17 protein-coding genes are annotated in these 16,515 nt (G+C 60.6%); 13 read left to right on the top strand and 4 right to left on the bottom strand.

Annotated elements, in window-relative coordinates:
• Positions 1–5 precede the first annotated feature (5 nt).
• The 5 genes from ndk to dps all read left to right on the top strand — a co-directional run bounded on the left by ndk (position 6) and on the right by dps (position 3,308).
• Positions 6–428, top strand: coding sequence for a nucleoside-diphosphate kinase (gene ndk / locus JHW44_RS11975; protein ID WP_089342677.1), 423 nt, complete (start codon positions 6–8; stop codon positions 426–428).
• Positions 429–576: 148 nt separating this feature from the next.
• Positions 577–1,503 (top strand): ACP S-malonyltransferase, encoded by a 927-nt coding sequence (fabD, locus tag JHW44_RS11970; RefSeq protein ID WP_089342678.1) that lies wholly within the window; start codon positions 577–579, stop codon positions 1,501–1,503.
• A gap of 39 nt (positions 1,504–1,542) precedes the next feature.
• Positions 1,543–2,280: a 3-oxoacyl-ACP reductase FabG gene (gene fabG, locus JHW44_RS11965; protein ID WP_089342679.1), complete on the top strand. Its 738-nt coding sequence runs from the start codon at positions 1,543–1,545 to the stop codon at positions 2,278–2,280.
• Between the two features lie 171 nt (positions 2,281–2,451).
• Positions 2,452–2,685 (top strand): acyl carrier protein, encoded by a 234-nt coding sequence (locus JHW44_RS11960; RefSeq protein WP_089342680.1) that lies wholly within the window; start codon positions 2,452–2,454, stop codon positions 2,683–2,685.
• Positions 2,686–2,834: 149 nt separating this feature from the next.
• Complete coding sequence (gene dps / locus JHW44_RS11955; RefSeq protein ID WP_089342681.1) at positions 2,835–3,308, top strand: DNA starvation/stationary phase protection protein Dps; 474 nt, start codon at positions 2,835–2,837, stop codon at positions 3,306–3,308.
• A 55-nt stretch (positions 3,309–3,363) separates the two neighbouring features.
• Here the strand turns inward: dps and JHW44_RS11950 are convergent, their stop codons facing one another.
• Positions 3,364–4,182, bottom strand: coding sequence for a sulfotransferase family protein (locus JHW44_RS11950; RefSeq protein ID WP_089342682.1), 819 nt, complete (start codon positions 4,180–4,182; stop codon positions 3,364–3,366).
• Positions 4,183–4,346: 164 nt separating this feature from the next.
• Between JHW44_RS11950 and JHW44_RS11945 the strand changes: the two genes are divergently transcribed.
• Positions 4,347–5,921 carry a DUF5928 domain-containing protein gene (locus JHW44_RS11945; protein WP_089342683.1) on the top strand — a complete coding sequence of 525 codons (1,575 nt, stop codon included), beginning with the start codon at positions 4,347–4,349 and terminating at the stop codon, positions 5,919–5,921.
• Positions 5,922–5,939: 18 nt separating this feature from the next.
• Positions 5,940–6,323, top strand: coding sequence for an HIT domain-containing protein (locus JHW44_RS11940; RefSeq protein ID WP_089342684.1), 384 nt, complete (start codon positions 5,940–5,942; stop codon positions 6,321–6,323).
• A 13-nt stretch (positions 6,324–6,336) separates the two neighbouring features.
• On the opposite strand, the gene JHW44_RS11935 is transcribed toward JHW44_RS11940, so the two are convergent.
• Positions 6,337–7,263, bottom strand: coding sequence for an ABC transporter ATP-binding protein (locus JHW44_RS11935; protein ID WP_089342685.1), 927 nt, complete (start codon positions 7,261–7,263; stop codon positions 6,337–6,339).
• Between the two features lie 146 nt (positions 7,264–7,409).
• On the opposite strand from JHW44_RS11935, the gene JHW44_RS11930 reads away from it, so the two are divergent.
• Together JHW44_RS11930 and polA are read left to right on the top strand one after the other, a co-directional pair.
• Positions 7,410–7,598 (top strand): zinc-finger domain-containing protein, encoded by a 189-nt coding sequence (locus tag JHW44_RS11930; protein WP_089342868.1) that lies wholly within the window; start codon positions 7,410–7,412, stop codon positions 7,596–7,598.
• 174 nt (positions 7,599–7,772) lie between these two features.
• On the top strand, positions 7,773–10,583 hold the full coding sequence (gene polA, locus JHW44_RS11925; protein WP_089342686.1) for a DNA polymerase I: 2,811 nt from the start codon (positions 7,773–7,775) through the stop codon (positions 10,581–10,583).
• A 15-nt stretch (positions 10,584–10,598) separates the two neighbouring features.
• Here polA and hemN read toward each other — a convergent pair whose 3' ends face one another.
• A complete protein-coding gene (gene hemN, locus JHW44_RS11920; RefSeq protein WP_089342869.1) occupies positions 10,599–11,954 on the bottom strand; it encodes an oxygen-independent coproporphyrinogen III oxidase in 1,356 nt (451 codons plus the stop codon).
• Between the two features lie 67 nt (positions 11,955–12,021).
• Here hemN and fnrL point away from each other — a divergent pair, with 67 nt between their 5' ends.
• The gene (gene fnrL, locus JHW44_RS11915; protein WP_245846762.1) at positions 12,022–12,753 is read left to right on the top strand and encodes a transcriptional regulator FnrL; all 732 of its coding nucleotides are present in this window, start codon (positions 12,022–12,024) and stop codon (positions 12,751–12,753) included.
• A gap of 10 nt (positions 12,754–12,763) precedes the next feature.
• On the opposite strand, the gene JHW44_RS11910 is transcribed toward fnrL, so the two are convergent.
• The gene (locus tag JHW44_RS11910; RefSeq protein WP_089342688.1) at positions 12,764–13,603 is read right to left on the bottom strand and encodes a universal stress protein; all 840 of its coding nucleotides are present in this window, start codon (positions 13,601–13,603) and stop codon (positions 12,764–12,766) included.
• 205 nt (positions 13,604–13,808) lie between these two features.
• On the opposite strand from JHW44_RS11910, the gene ccoN reads away from it, so the two are divergent.
• Genes ccoN through JHW44_RS11895 form a run of 3 tightly spaced genes read left to right on the top strand, consistent with a single transcriptional unit; the run spans position 13,809 to position 16,350 of the window.
• Positions 13,809–15,413, top strand: a complete 1,605-nt coding sequence (gene ccoN, locus JHW44_RS11905; RefSeq protein ID WP_089342689.1) for a cytochrome-c oxidase, cbb3-type subunit I — start codon at positions 13,809–13,811, stop codon at positions 15,411–15,413.
• Positions 15,414–15,425: 12 nt separating this feature from the next.
• On the top strand, positions 15,426–16,151 hold the full coding sequence (gene ccoO / locus JHW44_RS11900; protein ID WP_089342690.1) for a cytochrome-c oxidase, cbb3-type subunit II: 726 nt from the start codon (positions 15,426–15,428) through the stop codon (positions 16,149–16,151).
• A 10-nt stretch (positions 16,152–16,161) separates the two neighbouring features.
• Positions 16,162–16,350 (top strand): cbb3-type cytochrome c oxidase subunit 3, encoded by a 189-nt coding sequence (locus tag JHW44_RS11895; RefSeq protein ID WP_089342691.1) that lies wholly within the window; start codon positions 16,162–16,164, stop codon positions 16,348–16,350.
• The last annotated feature ends 165 nt before the right edge of the window (positions 16,351–16,515 follow it).

Genomic DNA, 16,515 nt, shown 5'->3' with positions numbered 1-16,515 from the left:
GACCCATGGCCACCGAACGTACCCTCTCGATCATCAAGCCCGATGCCACCAAGCGCAACCTGACCGGCAAGATCAACGCCAAGTTCGAAGATGCGGGCCTGCGCATCGTTGCGCAAAAGCGCATCAAGCTGTCGTCCGAGCAGGCCGGCAAGTTCTACGAAGTGCACAAGGATCGCCCCTTCTATGGCGAACTGGTCGAATTCATGGCCTCCGAGCCGGTCGTCGTTCAGGTTCTGGAAGGCGAAGGCGCCATTGCCAAGAACCGCGAAGTGATGGGCGCGACCAATCCGGCCGATGCTGCTGAAGGCACCATCCGCAAGGAATTCGCCCTGTCGGTTGGCGAGAACTCGGTCCACGGTTCGGATGCCCCGGAAACCGCAAAAGAAGAAATCGCCTTCTTCTTCTCGGGTCTGGAACTGGTCGGCTGATCGCGGCAGACATTGCATCGATCAGAGTTTCGATCGGAAAAGGGGTCTTTCGGGACCCCTTTTTCATGGCCGGATGACGGGTTCAGTTGCGGCGAGGCCGCCTGCGCGATATGGGCAGATGCAAGGGAAACCAGATCAGGAGGCCGCGATGCGGGCATTCGTCTTTCCGGGACAGGGGGCGCAAACCATCGGTATGGGGCGCGAATTGGCCGAGGCTTATCCGGCGGCGCGCGAGGTATTCGATCAGGTCGATGATGCCCTGGGAGAGAAATTGTCCGATCTGATCTGGAACGGCGATATCGAGACCCTGACGCTGACCCAGAATGCCCAACCCGCGCTGATGGCGACATCGATGGCGGCATTCCGGGCGCTGGAGGCCGAAGGGTTCGGGATTCACGATGCCGAATATGTCGCGGGACACTCGCTTGGTGAATATTCGGCGCTTTGTGCCGCCGGGGCGCTGACGCTTGAGGATACGGCGCGTCTGCTGCGCCTGCGCGGGCAGGCCATGCAAGAGGCCGTTCCGGTCGGCAAGGGCGCGATGGCCGCGATTCTGGGACTGGATTACGACACCGTCGACCGCATCGCCCGCGATATCGCCGGTGACGAGGTGGTTCAGGCGGCAAATGACAATGATCCCGCCCAGGTGGTGATCTCGGGCCACAAGGACGCCGTGGAACGCGCCGCTGCCGCCATGAAAGAGGCCGGAGCCCGTCGCGCCCTGATGCTGCCGGTGTCCGCACCCTTCCATTCGGTGCTGATGCAGCCTGCTGCCGCCGTCATGGCCGATGCCCTGGCCGGGGTGGATATTCATGCCCCTGCCGTGCCGCTGATCGCCAATGTCCGCGCTGAAGCGGTAAGCGAACCCGGCGCGATCCGCCGCCTGCTGGTCGAGCAGGTGACCGGCACCGTGCGCTGGCGCGAATCAATGGCCAATCTGGTCGAGGCAGGCGTCACGGAATTCTGGGAAATCGGTGCCGGCAAGGCCTTGTCGGGGATGATCAAGCGAATCGCCAAGGATGCCAGGCTGCGCAATATCGGTGCGCCTGCCGATATTGCTGCGCTGAAAGGCTGAACCGGCTATGACTGGGATGACACAATCAAAGAGGCAGACATGTTTGATCTGACGGGCAAGAATGCGCTGGTCACCGGGGCTTCCGGCGGAATCGGCGGCGCGATCGCCAGAGCGTTGCACGGGGCGGGGGCCTCGGTGGCACTGTCAGGCACGCGTGAGGCGCCACTGCAGGAACTGGCCGCCGAACTGGGCGAACGCGCATATGTCGTGCCGGCCAATCTGTCGGATGCCGATGCCGTCGCCACGCTGCCGAAAGCCGCTGCCGAGGCGATGGGCTCGGTCGATGTGCTGGTCAATAATGCCGGGATCACCCGCGACAATCTGTTCATGCGGATGTCGGACGAGGAATGGCAGCAGGTTCTGGATGTGAATCTGACCAGCGTTTTCCGCCTGTCGCGCGGGGTTCTGCGCGGCATGATGAAGGCGCGCTGGGGCCGGATCATCAATATCACCTCGGTTGTCGGAACGACCGGCAATCCGGGGCAGGGCAATTATGCCGCCGCCAAGGCAGGTCTGGTCGGCATGTCGAAATCGCTGGCCTATGAGGTTGCCAGTCGCGGGATCACGGTCAACTGCGTTGCGCCGGGCTTCATCGCGACCGCCATGACCGAGAAGTTGACCGATGACCAGAAAGCCAAGATCCTGACCCAGATTCCGGCGGGTGCCATGGGCGCGCCCGATGACATCGCTGCGGCGGTGACCTATCTGGCAAGCCCGGCTGCCGGATATGTGACGGGGGCGACTTTGCACGTGAATGGCGGCATGGCGATGGTCTGAGCGGAATCTGCCGTGCTGCATTGCGGCACGAGAATCCGTTGAAAACTGGTTGCATGAGGGTTCGTGGGTGCTATATCCCCGCCTTTAGCTGCAGGGGAACCGCCCTGTGCTGAACCGGGCACTGTGCCCGCGCAAATCTTGGGCGGATGCCCGTGAGAATGAGGATGTGACATGAGCGATATCGCTGATCGCGTGAAGAAAATCGTTGTCGAGCATCTGGGCGTCGACGAGGACAAGGTGGTTGAGGCCGCTTCGTTCATCGACGATCTGGGCGCAGACAGCCTCGACACTGTCGAACTGGTCATGGCTTTCGAGGAAGAATTCGGGATCGAGATCCCCGATGACGCCGCCGAAACCATTCAGACCGTCGGTGATGCGGTGAGCTTCATCAAAGGGGCGGTCTGACCTGACCATCAGGTTGATCGACTGCTTTTGAAACGGCGCTTTCCTGATCGGAAGGCGCCGTTTTTCCATGTCCGATGGTGTCATTGGCGGCCATGGAACCCATCGGTCCGGCACGTGTTGGTCCTGCGAATGTAGGAAAGGAGCCGACAATGGCCGTGAAGATCCAAGGATTGAAAGACAACGCCCGGAAAACCGCCGTGTCCGAACTGAACGCACGTCTTGCCGACAGTCTGGCCCTGAGCATGGCGATCAAGCAGGCCCACTGGAACGTCAAAGGCCCCGGTTTCATCGCCGTGCATGAGCTGCTGGACAGCGTCTACGCCAATCTGCAAGAGCATATCGATGTGATGGCCGAACGCGTCCAGATCCTGGATGGCGTTGCGCAGGGCACGGCCGAGGTCGTGGCGAAGAACACGACACTCAAGGAATACCCGACCGATCTGACCTCGACGGCGGATCACCTGAAGGCCATCTGCGAGCGGATGCGTGATCACGGTGGCAAACTGCGCGCGGCAATCGACACGACGGATGAGGCAGGGGATGCCAATACGGCGGATATCTTTACCGCCGCCTCGCGCACTGCCGACAAGGACCTGTGGTTCCTTGAAAGCCATCTTGAGTGATCGGGATCATCATCCGGCAAAAGGGGCGCAGCCATAAGGTTGCGCCCCTTCCTTGTCAGCGGCCCAGTTTCGCGTGGACCTCGTCCAGATCGACCTCGCCGGTCGGCAGCTTGTTGTCCGGATCGTCGAAATCATAGCGGAACAGCTGGAAATCGCTCTTGTAGATTTCCCAGACCAGATGGCGTGACAGGTCGTCGAAATATTCGCTGACCTTATGCGCGCGTTTGGGGCCGTGACCTTCGGATTCATTGAAACGCGGCACCGATTCCAGATCGACGGCAAAGGGCGTTTCGCAGGCATCCAGAACCTTTTGCATGCCCTCGTTGAATTTCTCGGTAAAGAAGATCTGATCGTAGCGTCCGCCATTCACGATGAATGTCGAGATATGGCCCGACATCGCGGACCAGTGGATGTCAGGCTCCATCGGACGGCGAAAGCGGATCGTGTCGCGCGCGAACAGCAGAAAGCGACGAAAGCTGGCGATCTGGTCGAATTCGAAACCATTCTCGGGGCTGCCGACATCCACGCCGTAGCGCTGGATCAGCTGCGGTACCAGATTGCCCCGATAGCGGCGGCCATTGCGCTGGATACCGGCAATCTTGTCGAAAAACGACGACAGGATGCGGTTATAGGGGTTGCGCACGCAGGTATAGGTCAGCGCCTTGTGGGCGCGCACGGCCTTGTCTATCAGCGGCTGGCTGTCGCCTTGCGACCATTTGTGCAGGCCGGTGGTCGAGTCGTGGATGTCTCCATCGAAAAAACGGCCATGGTCCGAATAGAACATGATCTGGCCAATGGTCGAGCAGGCGCATTTGGGCACCACGCGATAAACCATGCTTTCGCTTTCAGTCATCCAGACACCCGGAAAGCCCATGTTTTCGATACTCCTATATGCGATTCGCAGTGCCGAGGCTGGCTGACAGGTACCGTTCGGCTTGTTCGCGCGCTGAAAATGGTTAGAGACAGAAAGCAAATGCCGGAAGGATTATCAACGCCTTCTGAAAATTTGATCCGAAATGACAGGAAAAACTGCCCGTCATGGCACGCATTGCGTTCATTCTATTGACCCACAAGGACCCGCAAGGGGTTATTGATCAGGCGCGGCGGCTGACGGCCACGGGCGATTTTGTCTCGATCCATTATGACAAGAGCGCACCCGCAGAAGATTTCCAGATGATCCATGAGGCGCTGGCCGACAACCCTTCGGTCGTGTTCGCCAATCGCCGGCTTCGCTGCGGCTGGGGCGAATGGTCACTGGTTGCCGCGACGCTGGAGGCGTTGCGCACGGCCGAACGGGCATTTCAGCATGCGACGCATTTCTACATGCTGTCCGGGGATTGCATGCCGATCAAATCGGCCGAATATGCCCATGACTTTCTGGATGCCGATGATTGCGACTATATCGAAAGCTTCGATTTCTTTGACAGCGACTGGATCAAGACCGGCATCAAGGAAGAGCGGCTGATCTATCGGCACTGGTTCAACGAACGCACCCAAAAGAAGTTGTTTTACGCCAGCATGGACTGGCAAAAGCGGCTGGGCCTGGCGCGCAAGACCCCCGAGGGATTGCAGATCATGATCGGGTCGCAATGGTGGTGCCTGCGTCGTCAGACCGTCGAGGCGATCCTGAAACTGATCGAGGAATGGCCCGCCTTGCTGCGGTTCTTTCGTACCACCTGGATTCCGGATGAAACCTTTTTCCAGACTCTGGTGGCGCATCTGGTTCCCAAGACCCAGATGCGCACCCGGACTCTGACCTTCCTGCTGTTCACCGATTACGGCATGCCCGTCACCTTCCATGACGATCATTTTGATCTGCTGCTGCGCCAGGATTTCCTGTTTGCGCGCAAGATCAGTGCCGAGGCCCTGGAGTTGCGGCGCAGGCTGGGATTCACATGGCAGGAAACCGGGCGGGACTTTCCGATCTCGGCGGAAGGTCCGCGACTCTACCATTTTCTGACCGGCCGGGGACGAATCGGCAGGCGTTTCGCGCCACGCTTCTGGGAGACGGATGGCAGTCTGGGCCGATCCCGTGTCGTGCATCTGATCGTGTGCAAGAAATGGCATGTCGCCAAGCGACTGACCGAGCGGATTCGCAGCCTGACAGCAATTCCTGCGGTTGATTTCGTGTTCAACGAACTGGATGCGGCAATGCCGGATCTGGGCGGGGTCGCTTCAAGTCTGGCCAAGCGGGAACGGCATCGCCGGGCGCTGATCAAGCTGTTGTTCGAGCAATATGACACAGCGAATCTGGTCCTGTGCCTGGACACTTCGGCATTGGGCATGATCAGCGATTTCGCCGCAGATCGCGCCGAGACGCGGATTCTCTTTGTCGAGACAGAGTTCGACGACGATTACCTGCGTGGTCATATTCGGCGAATCGGGTTGGCCAATGACACCACGGCGCCGGATCTTTACGCGCAATTGATTCCCGTGGTGAGGGGCGACCTGGAACATGAGGCCGAGCTTCTGAAGGACATGGGACTCGACCATTTCGAAACCATTGCGGCGGATCGGACCATCGAGAGAAACGCCGAGGCGCTGAAGCGCTTTCTGGACCTGTCGCCCGAGATGGCGCAGAATCTGGCCGCGACACCCAATCTGTTCGACTGACAAGGACCCTGCGTGCCCATGGCTTATGACTACGACGACAACAATATTTTCGCCAAGATCCTGCGCGGAGAGATTCCCAATGACACCGTGGCGGAAAATGACCATGCGCTGGCCTTCCGCGATATCGCCCCCAAGGCACCCAGCCATGTGCTGGTGATTCCCAAGGGTCGCTATGTCAGCTTTGACGATTTCGCGGCCAATGCCTCGGAGGCCGAGATGGTTGGCTTCATGAGGCTTTGCGCCGAGGTCTGCGAAAGCGAAGGCATTTCCCTTGGCAGCGGAAACCAGGGCTTTCGCGCCATTGCCAATTCCGGACCTCATGGCGTGCAGGAAGTCCCGCATTTCCATCTGCACATCATGGGCGGACGCATGATGGGGCCGATGATCAGCCTGAACGACTGATCCCGGACAGCGCTTAGCGGTCGCGGGTCATCTCGACAAAGACATCCTCGAGATCGGGCTGTTCCGTGGCCACATCGACGATCGGCACCCCGCCGGCGCGCAGCGCATCCAGCAGCGCGTCGGCACGGATCGTCGAGGGCGGATAGGTGATCGCCAACCGTCCATCGGCGCGCCAGTCGGCGCGTGCGCCCTCGGGCAGCGACGGGACATCGACCCTGCCGCCGGTATCCAGAACCAGCGTCTTGCCATCGGTGCGGGCCAGCAGGTCGCGCGTGCCCTGGCGCACGACCAGTTCGCCGTGATTGATGATGGCGATCTCGTCACACATTTCCTCGGCCTCTTCGAGGTAATGGGTTGTCAGGATGATCGTCATCCCGGCCTCGTTCAGCTTGCGGACATTGTTCCACAGCATCTCGCGCAGGGTGATGTCGACACCGGCAGTCGGCTCGTCCAGCACAAGGATATGCGGGCGGTGAACCAGTGCCTTGGCCAGCAGCAGCCGGCGGCGCATCCCGCCCGACAGGTTGCGCGCATAGGCGTTGGCCTGATCGGTCAAACCGACCAGTTCAAGCAGTTCATCCGTCCAGCGGTCGGCCTTGGCAACGCCATAGAGCCCCGCCTGCACCTCGAGGCTGGCGCGCGGCGTGAAGAACGGGTCCATGTTCAGTTCCTGGGGCATGATCCCGATCGCGGCGCGCGACTGGCGCGGGTTTACATCCTGGTCAAAGCCCCAGATCTCGACCTTTCCGGCGGTCTTGTTGACCAGCCCGGCAAGGATGTTGATCATGGTCGACTTGCCAGCGCCATTCGGTCCCAGCAGGCCGAAGATGCTGCCGGCCGGGATTGCCAGGTCGACGCCTTTCAGCGCCTCTTTGGCCGGAGCGTTCCCTTGGGCGGCATAAACCTTGCGCAGACCCGAAATTTCTATGGCGTTTGTCATTGGTTATCCTTGCAGAGCTTGCGAAGGCAGGCGGCGCTGCGGTAATGGGTTTAGAGCAGATGATGCACGTCGCGACAAGAAGGCCAGACATGACCGAATATGTGATGCCAGAAAACCCGCTTTCAACCGGTCAGGAAGCCGAGGCACTGAAATTGCCCGCGCCGGAAGAAGTAATCGTCACCAGCCGCAAGGTGGCCTGTGACGGCAATGATGCCGCAGGTCTGGGTCATCCCCGGGTCTGGCTGGCGATTTCGCCGGACACCGGATTCGTCGATTGCGGCTATTGTGACAAGCGCTTCGTGCTGGATCCCAACCACGTGGATGCCGATCACTGATCTTGACGTTGCGCCGGCTCCGTCCCGGCGCGGCAAAGCCTTGACGGCCCCCATCGAGGGGGACCGGCAAGGCTGGGGCTGACGCCCCGTCGCACCCCATATCTGTCGCTGCCCCTTTGCGCCCGCCGGTGGATTCTGTCAGAACGGTCGGCGACATCGCGAAAGGACCGCTTCATGACCTCGGACGCGCCTGCCTTCGGCAAGGGTTGCCATCTGCATCTGATCGATGGCTCGGCCTTTATTTTCCGTGCCTATCACGCGCTGCCTGCATTGACGCGCAAATCCGATGGCTTGCCCGTTGGCGCTGTCGCCGGTTTCTGCAACATGCTGTGGAAATATGTGACGGATGAACATGGCAGCAATGCACCCACGCATGCGGCGGTGATCTTTGACCATTCCTCCAAGACCTTTCGCAACGAGATCTATGACCTCTACAAGGCCAATCGTCCCGCGCCGCCCGAGGATCTGCGGCCGCAGTTTCCGCTGACCCGCGAGGCTACCCGCGCCTTCAATATCTCTTGTATCGAGCTGGAGGGCTATGAGGCCGATGACATCATCGCGGCGCTGGCCTGCCGGGCGCGGGAAGCCGGCGGGTCGGCCACCATCATCAGCAGCGACAAGGACCTGATGCAGTTGGTGGGCGATGGGGTCGACATGCTGGACCCGATCAAGGGCAAGATGATCGGTGTTGACGAGGTTCAGGCGAAATTCGGCGTCGGCCCCGAGAAGGTCGTGGATGTGCAGGCACTGGCCGGTGATTCGGTCGACAATGTGCCCGGCGCACCGGGGATCGGCATCAAGACCGCCGCGCAGCTGATCAATGAATATGGCGACCTCGAGACACTGCTTGCCCGCGCGGGCGAGATCAAGCAGCCCAAGCGGCGCCAGACCCTGATCGACCATGCCGAGCAGATCCGCATTTCGAAGCAACTGGTGCAGCTGGATTGTGCCACGCCACTGGACTTCACGCTGCAAAGCCTGGAGGTGCGCGACCCCGATGCCGAGGCCCTGCTGGGCTTCCTGACCGAAATGGAATTCAGCACCCTGACCAAGCGCGTGGCCGGTAAACTGGGTGCCGAGGCTCCGGTGATCAGCGCCGCGCCGGCCAACTCTGCCGCCCCAGCGGCGCCCGAGACGCCCGGTTTCGATCCCGCTGGCTATGAATGTGTCACCGATATGGATGCGCTGCAGGGCTGGCTTGCCGATATCCGCGATGCCGGGCATGTCGCCATCGACACGGAAACCACCTCGCTGGATGAAATGCAGGCGGATCTGGTCGGTCTGTCGCTTTGCGTCCGCGCGGGGCGGGCCTGCTATATCCCTGTCGGCCATGTCGAGGGCGGAGACGATCTGTTCGGGGCCGCGGCGCTGGTGGCGGGTCAGCTTGCCAAGGACGAGGTTCTGGCCGCGCTGAAGCCGATTCTGGAAGATCCGGCGATTCTGAAGATCGGCCAGAACATCAAATATGACTGGAAGATCCTGGCGCGTTCGGGGATTCGCATGACACCGGTCGCCGATACCATGCTGATGTCCTATGCGCTGAATGCAGGCACCCATAACCACGGTATGGACGAACTGGCCGAGCGCTATCTGGACCACAAGTGCATTCCGATCAAGGAACTGATCGGCTCGGGGAAATCGCAGATCGGCTTTGGTCAGGTCGCCATCGACAAGGCCACGCCTTACGCCGCCGAGGATGCCGATGTCACCCTGCGACTGTGGCAGCATTTTGCTCCGCTCTTGCCGGTAGAGAAGGTGACGACGGTCTATGAGACGCTGGAGCGGCCGATGGTGCCGGTTCTGGCGGATATGGAAATGGCCGGGATTCGCGTGGATGGCGATACGCTGAAGCGGATGTCCAATGCCTTCGCCCAGAAGATGGCGCAGCTTGAGGACGAGATTCACGAGCTTGCGGGCGAACGGTTCAATGTCGGGTCGCCCAAGCAATTGGGCGAAATCCTGTTTGACAAGATGGGGCTGGCCGGTGGCAAGCAGGGCAAGACCGGCGCCTATTCCACCAGTGCCGATGTGCTGGAGGATCTGGCTGCCGAGGGCACCGATCTGGCGGCGCGGGTGCTGGACTGGCGCCAGATCAGCAAGCTGAAATCGACCTATACCGATGCGTTGCAGACCTATGTGAATCCGGAAACGGGCAGGGTGCATACCAGCTATTCCATCGCAGGGGCGCAGACAGGGCGGCTGGCCTCCAGCGATCCGAACTTGCAGAACATCCCGGTGCGCAGTGATGAAGGCAGGCGCATCCGCGAGGCATTCGTGGCCACCGAGGGGCATCGTCTGGTCAGCCTGGACTATAGCCAGATCGAACTGCGCATCCTGGCCCATGTCGCCGATATCCCGGCGTTGAAGCAGGCGTTCAGGGAAGGTGTGGATATTCACGCCATGACCGCCAGCCAGATGTTCGGCGTGCCGGTCGAGGGCATGGACCCGATGATTCGACGTCAGGCCAAGGCGATCAATTTCGGCGTCATCTACGGGATTTCGGGCTTTGGTCTGTCGCGCAATCTGCGCATTCCCCGCGCCGAGGCGCAGGAGTTCATCAACACCTATTTCGAACGTTTCCCCGAGATTCGCGCCTATATGGACAAGACGGTGGCCGACGCCAAGCAGGACGGTTTTGTCAAAACCCTGTTCGGGCGGCGGATCAACACCCCGGCGATCAACCAGTCCGGCCCGGCGGCGGGCGGGGCGCGTCGCGCGGCAATCAATGCGCCGATTCAGGGCGCGGCGGCCGATATCATCCGGCGTGCGATGATCCGTATGCCCGCAGCGATTCGCGATCTGCCCGCGACCATGCTGTTGCAGGTGCATGACGAATTGATCTTCGAGGTGGAAGAGAATGCCGTGGACGACCTGATCGCCGTGGCGCGACAGGTCATGGAATCGGCTGCCGAGCCGGTGGCCAAGCTGACGGTGCCCCTGGTCGTCGATGCGGGCAGCGGCATGAACTGGGCCGAGGCACATTAGGCCTCGGCTTGCTGTTCAGACTGCCTGCGAATGACTGTTCGGCCCCGAGGCATAGGCGTCGAATTGCTGCGCGATGATTCGCGTCAGGGGACGTCCTTCCTGCGTGATGTGAAAGGCGTGGGGCGTGACCCTGACCAGATTGCGGAACTTCGCCCGGATCGGCCCGTAAAGATGCGTCAGCTGGCTGGGCGAGATGCCGTAATCGCGCACCATTTCCGCGGTTTCTATGTGGAAATGGCACATCAGTGATTCGATCATCCGACCGCGCCAGCGATCCTCGGCGCTGAAAACATGCCCGCGCGTGCTGGGCAGCCTGCCGGCGCGGACCAGCGCGGTATAGGCACCGGTGGCCGGGGCGTTCTGTGCATAGCCCTGAGGGAAGCGTGAAATGGACGAGGCTCCCAGTCCCAGCAGGATCTGGCTGCGATCATCTGTATAGCCCTGGAAATTGCGCCGCAGCCGACCAAGATTGCGTGCCCGTGCCAGGCTGTCATTGGGGCGGGCGAAATGGTCGATGCCGATTTCCGAAAAACCGTCGGCGAGGAACAGCTGGCGCGCGGTCTGGAACAATGTCAGTCGGCTGCGCGGGTCGGGCAGATGCTGTTCCGGGATCATGACCTGCCGTTTGGACATCCAGGGAACATGGGCATAGCCGTAAAGCGCCACCCGGTCGGGTGACAATGCCATCAGCTTTTGCACGGTTTCGGCCATGCGCATGTTGTCCTGATGGGGCAGGCCATAAAGAATATCGGCATTCAGACTTTCAATGCCGTGATCGCGGATCATCGAGACGGCTTGGGCTGTGACCTGAAAGCTTTGCGGGCGGCCAATCGCGGCCTGAATGTCGGGGTTGAAATCCTGCACCCCGATAGAGGCACGGTTCATCCCCGCCGCGGCCAGTGCTGCCATGCGCGGCGCATCTATCTCCGTGGGGTCGATCTCGACCGAGAATTCACCCTGTTCCGACAGCGGGAATGTATCGAAAATCGCCCCGGCCAGCTGCATGATCAGATCGGGTGGCAACAGGGTTGGCGTGCCACCCCCCCAGTGCAGGCGCGACAGGCGCACGCCTTCGGGCATTCGTGCGCGCAATTGCCGCAATTCACTCAGCAGCGTTTCCACGTAAATGCGCACCGGATCCAGGGACTGTGTTCCCTGCGTCCGGCAGGCACAGAACCAGCAAAGTCGGCGGCAGAATGGCACATGCACGTATAGGGAAATCTCGCAACCGGCTGGTATCGCGGCGATCCAGTCCTGCGCGAGGTCGGAAATGCCTTCTGCGGCAAAGTGATTTGCAGGCGGATAGCTGGTGTAGCGCGGCACGCGCGCGTCAAACAGACCATATTCCTGCAGTTGCGAAACCTGTTTCATGCACATACAATCCATGACCATGAGCGCGCAGTCATTGACCCAGATCAAAAGGAACGAAGCTGGGAACCTGTTCTCGGGCATCGAGGGCTGCGACAGCTGCCCGATCCGGCATCGCGCCGTTTGTTCGCTCTGCGTGGGCGATGAGCTGGCCGCGCTGGAGAGAATCAAGTTCTACCGCAGTTTCGAACCCGGCCAGCCGATCGTCTGGGGCGGGGATCGCATGGATTTCGTTGCCTCGGTTGTCAGCGGGGTGGCATGCCTGTCGCAGCGGCTGGAAGATGGACGCACGCAGATGGTCGGCCTGTTGCTGCCCAGTGATTTCATGGGGCGGCCGGGTCGCGATGTCGTTGCCTATGACGCGGTTGCGACGACCAAGGTGAAACTGTGCTGTTTCCGCCGTCAGCCCTTTGAAGAGATGATTCGCAAGGTGCCGCATCTGTCCCAACGTCTGCTTGAGATGACGATGGACGAACTGGATGCCGCCCGCGAATGGATGCTGCTTCTGGGGCGCAAGACCGCGCGTGAAAAGATCGCCTCCTTCATTGCCATCATCGCGCGGCGTCAGGCCGCAATCGATGCGGGGCCACTGAATGGACGAATCACGCTTGAACTGCCTTTGACGCGCGAGGCGATGGCCGATTACCTGGGGCTGACGCTGGAAACCGTCAGCCGCCAGATCAACGCCCTGAAGCGCGAGGGCATTCTCGAGTTGTCGGGCAAGCGCCATGTGGTCCTGCCCGAATTCGCCCGCCTCTTGCAGGAAGCGGGCGATGATTCGGATGGCGGCTGGATCAGCTGACTGACGGCGTCTAATGCGCCATCAACACCGGCAATGCTGTCTTTTTCAGCATGTTGCGGGTTGCCCCGCCCAGGATCGCTTCGCGGAAACGCGAATGGCCATAGGCGCCCATCACGATCATATCGGCCCCGATTTCAGCGGCTCGGCGTATCAGTTCATCGCTGATCGCGGGCTCCATCCGTGCCAGAACGGCGATTTCAGCGCGCACGCCATGACGTGACAGCATTTGGGTCAGGGCACCGCCCGGATCGGAACGCTCGGGGCCGCTGGGGCTGGGATCGACAAGCGTGACCTCGACCGTTTCGGCCTGTTTCAACAGCGGCAGGGCGCGGCGCGTTGCGGTCATCGCCTCGGCAGACTGGTTCCAGGCGATCATGATATGACGCGGAGGTTCCGCCGGCAGGCCCGTTTCGGGCACCACCAGCACCGGGCATCCGCCCTGGAACAGGGCAGCTTCGATCACCACCTCAAGGTCTCCGCCCGCGCCTTCGCCATAGGGGCGGCCCAGAACCGTCAGATCCGAGAACCGCGCCTGCATGGCGACCAGAGAGGAAATGCTGCCGGTCTGGGCCACCGCCGATTCCACCGACCAGCGAATATCGCTTGTCCCGGACATATGGTTGCGCACCATTTCTTCCAGATCCTTGGCGCGTTTCGTCGCATCATCGATCGCGCTCTGATAGACATATGGCGCGGCACCGGGGAAATAATAGCCGGCGTTGCTGTGGTCGGCACCGATGCACAGAACGTCCAGATGCGCGTCCTCGCGGGCCGCCAGGACAGTGGCCGCTTCCAGATGCGAGATGTGATCTTCCGCGGTCAGCACCGTCAATATCGTTTTGTATGCCATCATTCCCTCCTGAGCCTTCTGCCCTCAGGATGCCGGCAAATGGCACCCCCGTCATTGATCCGTGTCAAACTGCGTCAAAGCGCGTTCTTGACCCAGATCAATGTTTTTTGCGTGATGATCCCGTAATCGTGAACCATGCGAGCAGCATGGTCGGCCGCGCCTGATTCGTGCGGCTCATGGAAATTGGAACGGGACGCGGAGAATCATGGGGAATTACGTCAAGCTGATCCTGCTTGGGGTTGTCGCCTTGGCGGCGGCGATCGGAGCGAATCTGGCGCATGATCCGGCCTATATGGTCAATGCGCTGACGGTAATGGTTGTGGCAGCAGCGCTGTTCGTCTGGGTGCTGCGTCAGATTGACGAGCCCGTAATGCGGCCCAATCTGAATGAATATATGGATGGCGTCGTGCGCGCCGGTGTGATCGCCACGGTGTTCTGGGGCGTTGTCGGCTTTCTGGTCGGGGTGGTCATTGCCTTTCAGCTGGCATTTCCGGCGCTGAACCTGAGCGACACCTTTCAGGGCTATACAAATTTCGGCAAGCTGAGACCGCTGCATACCAGCGCCGTCATCTTTGCCTTTGGCGGCAATGCGCTGATCGCCACCTCTTTCTATGTCGTGCAGCGGACCTCCGCGGCGCGGCTTTGGGGTGGCAACATGGCCTGGTTCGTCTTTTGGGGCTATCAGCTGTTCATCGTTCTGGCGGCGACGGGCTATATCGCCGGTGCGACCCAGTCCAAGGAATATGCCGAGCCTGAATGGTATGTGGACTGGTGGCTGACGGTTGTCTGGCTGGCCTATCTGGCGGTTTTCCTTGGCACCATCGTCAAGCGGAAAGAGCCCCATATCTATGTTGCGAACTGGTTCTATCTGGCCTTTATCGTGACGATCGCCATGCTGCATGTGGTCAACAATCTGTCCGTCCCGGTCAGCATTTTCGGCAGCAAATCCGTGCAGGTCTTCAGCGGCGTGCAAGATGCCATGGTGCAATGGTGGTATGGCCATAACGCGGTGGGCTTTTTCCTGACCGCAGGCTTTCTGGGGATGATGTATTACTTCATTCCCAAACAGGCCGAACGTCCCGTCTATAGCTACAAGCTGTCGATCATCCACTTCTGGGCGCTGATCTTCCTGTATATCTGGGCCGGACCGCACCACCTGCACTATACGGCCCTGCCGGATTGGGCCTCGACGCTGGGAATGGTCTTCTCGATCATGCTCTGGATGCCCAGCTGGGGCGGCATGATCAACGGTCTGATGACCCTGTCGGGGGCCTGGGACAAGCTGCGCACCGATCCCATCATCCGGATGATGGTCGTGGCCGTGGGCTTTTACGGCATGGCGACCTTTGAAGGTCCGATGATGTCGATCAAGGCGGTGAACAGCCTGTCGCATTACACCGACTGGACCATCGGTCATGTGCATTCGGGTGCGCTTGGCTGGAACGGCATGATCACCTTTGGCGCCCTGTACTACCTGACGCCGCGTCTCTGGGGCCGCGAGCGGCTGTACAGCCTCAGCCTTGTCAGCTGGCACTTCTGGCTGGCGACGATCGGTCTGGTTCTCTACGCCTCCTCGATGTGGGTGTCGGGCATCATGGAAGGGCTGATGTGGCGCGAAGTCGACAGCCAGGGTTTCCTTGTCAACGCATTCGCCGACACCGTGAAGGCCAAATTCGCGATGAATGTGGTCCGTGCGCTGGGTGGTGTGCTGTATCTGACCGGCGGGCTGATCATGGCCTGGAACCTGTGGGCCACCGTCAACCGGCAGCCCAAGGCGCATAGCACGGCCATTGCCGTGCCGGCCGAATAAGGGGATCTGAACATGTCTATTCTGTCCAAACACAAGATCCTCGAAAAGAACGCCTCGTTGCTGCTGGTGTTTTCCTTTCTGGTCGTGACCATTGGCGGCATCGTCGAGATCGTGCCGCTGTTCTACCTGCAGAACACCATCGAAAAGGTCGAAGGTGTGCGTCCCTACACCCCGCTGGAACTGACCGGGCGCGATGTCTATGTGCGCGAGGGCTGCTATGTCTGTCACAGCCAGATGATCCGTCCGATGCGTGATGAGGTCGAACGCTACGGACATTACAGCCTGGCCGCGGAATCGATGTATGATCACCCGTTCCAGTGGGGGTCGAAACGAACCGGGCCGGATCTGGCCCGGGTGGGTGGCCGCTATTCCGATGAATGGCATATCGACCACCTGAAGGATCCCCGCGCGGTGGTGCCGGAATCGATCATGCCGAAATACGCCTTCCTCATGGATCGGGTCATCCGCCCCGAGCATATCGAGCAACGGTTGAAGACCGATGCCCTGCTGGGTGTGCCCTATGACGATGACATGATCGCCGCGGCAGCCGAGGATTTCCGCGCGCAGGCCGATATCGATGCCGATGCCTCTGGCCTTGAGGAACGCTATCCGGGGGCACAGCAGCGCAATTTTGACCGCCAGCCGCAGCTGACCGAGATGGATGCCCTGATCGCCTATCTTCAGGTTCTGGGAACGATGGTCGACTTCTCGACCTTCGAACCCGACGCCGTGCGCTGAGGAGGTCGAGATGGAAACCTATAGCTTCCTGCGTGCAGTTGCCGACAGCTGGGTCTTGCTGGCGCTGACGCTGTTCTTTGTCGGAATGATCCTCTTCGTGTTCCGGCCCGGATCGCGCGCCCTGCAAAAAGAGGCAGCCGAAAGCATCTTTCGACATGAAAGTCGTCCCGCCGAGGCGGAACAGAAGGAGGACCGTTGATGGCCGGTGAAAAGGATCAGAATCCGGGCAAGGATGAACGGATCGGCCTGGAACGTCAGGCCGCGGACAGCGAACATGCCGCGAAGATCGCCGGCGATATTCCTTCGCGTGACGCGCCTGACAAACCTGCAGCGCCGAAGAAACGTCGCAAGGGGCGCCATGGCG

Source organism: Paracoccus seriniphilus (assembly GCF_028553745.1).
Taxonomy (GTDB): Bacteria; Pseudomonadota; Alphaproteobacteria; order Rhodobacterales; family Rhodobacteraceae; genus Paracoccus; species Paracoccus seriniphilus.
This window is presented reverse-complemented; position numbering and strand designations above follow the sequence as displayed.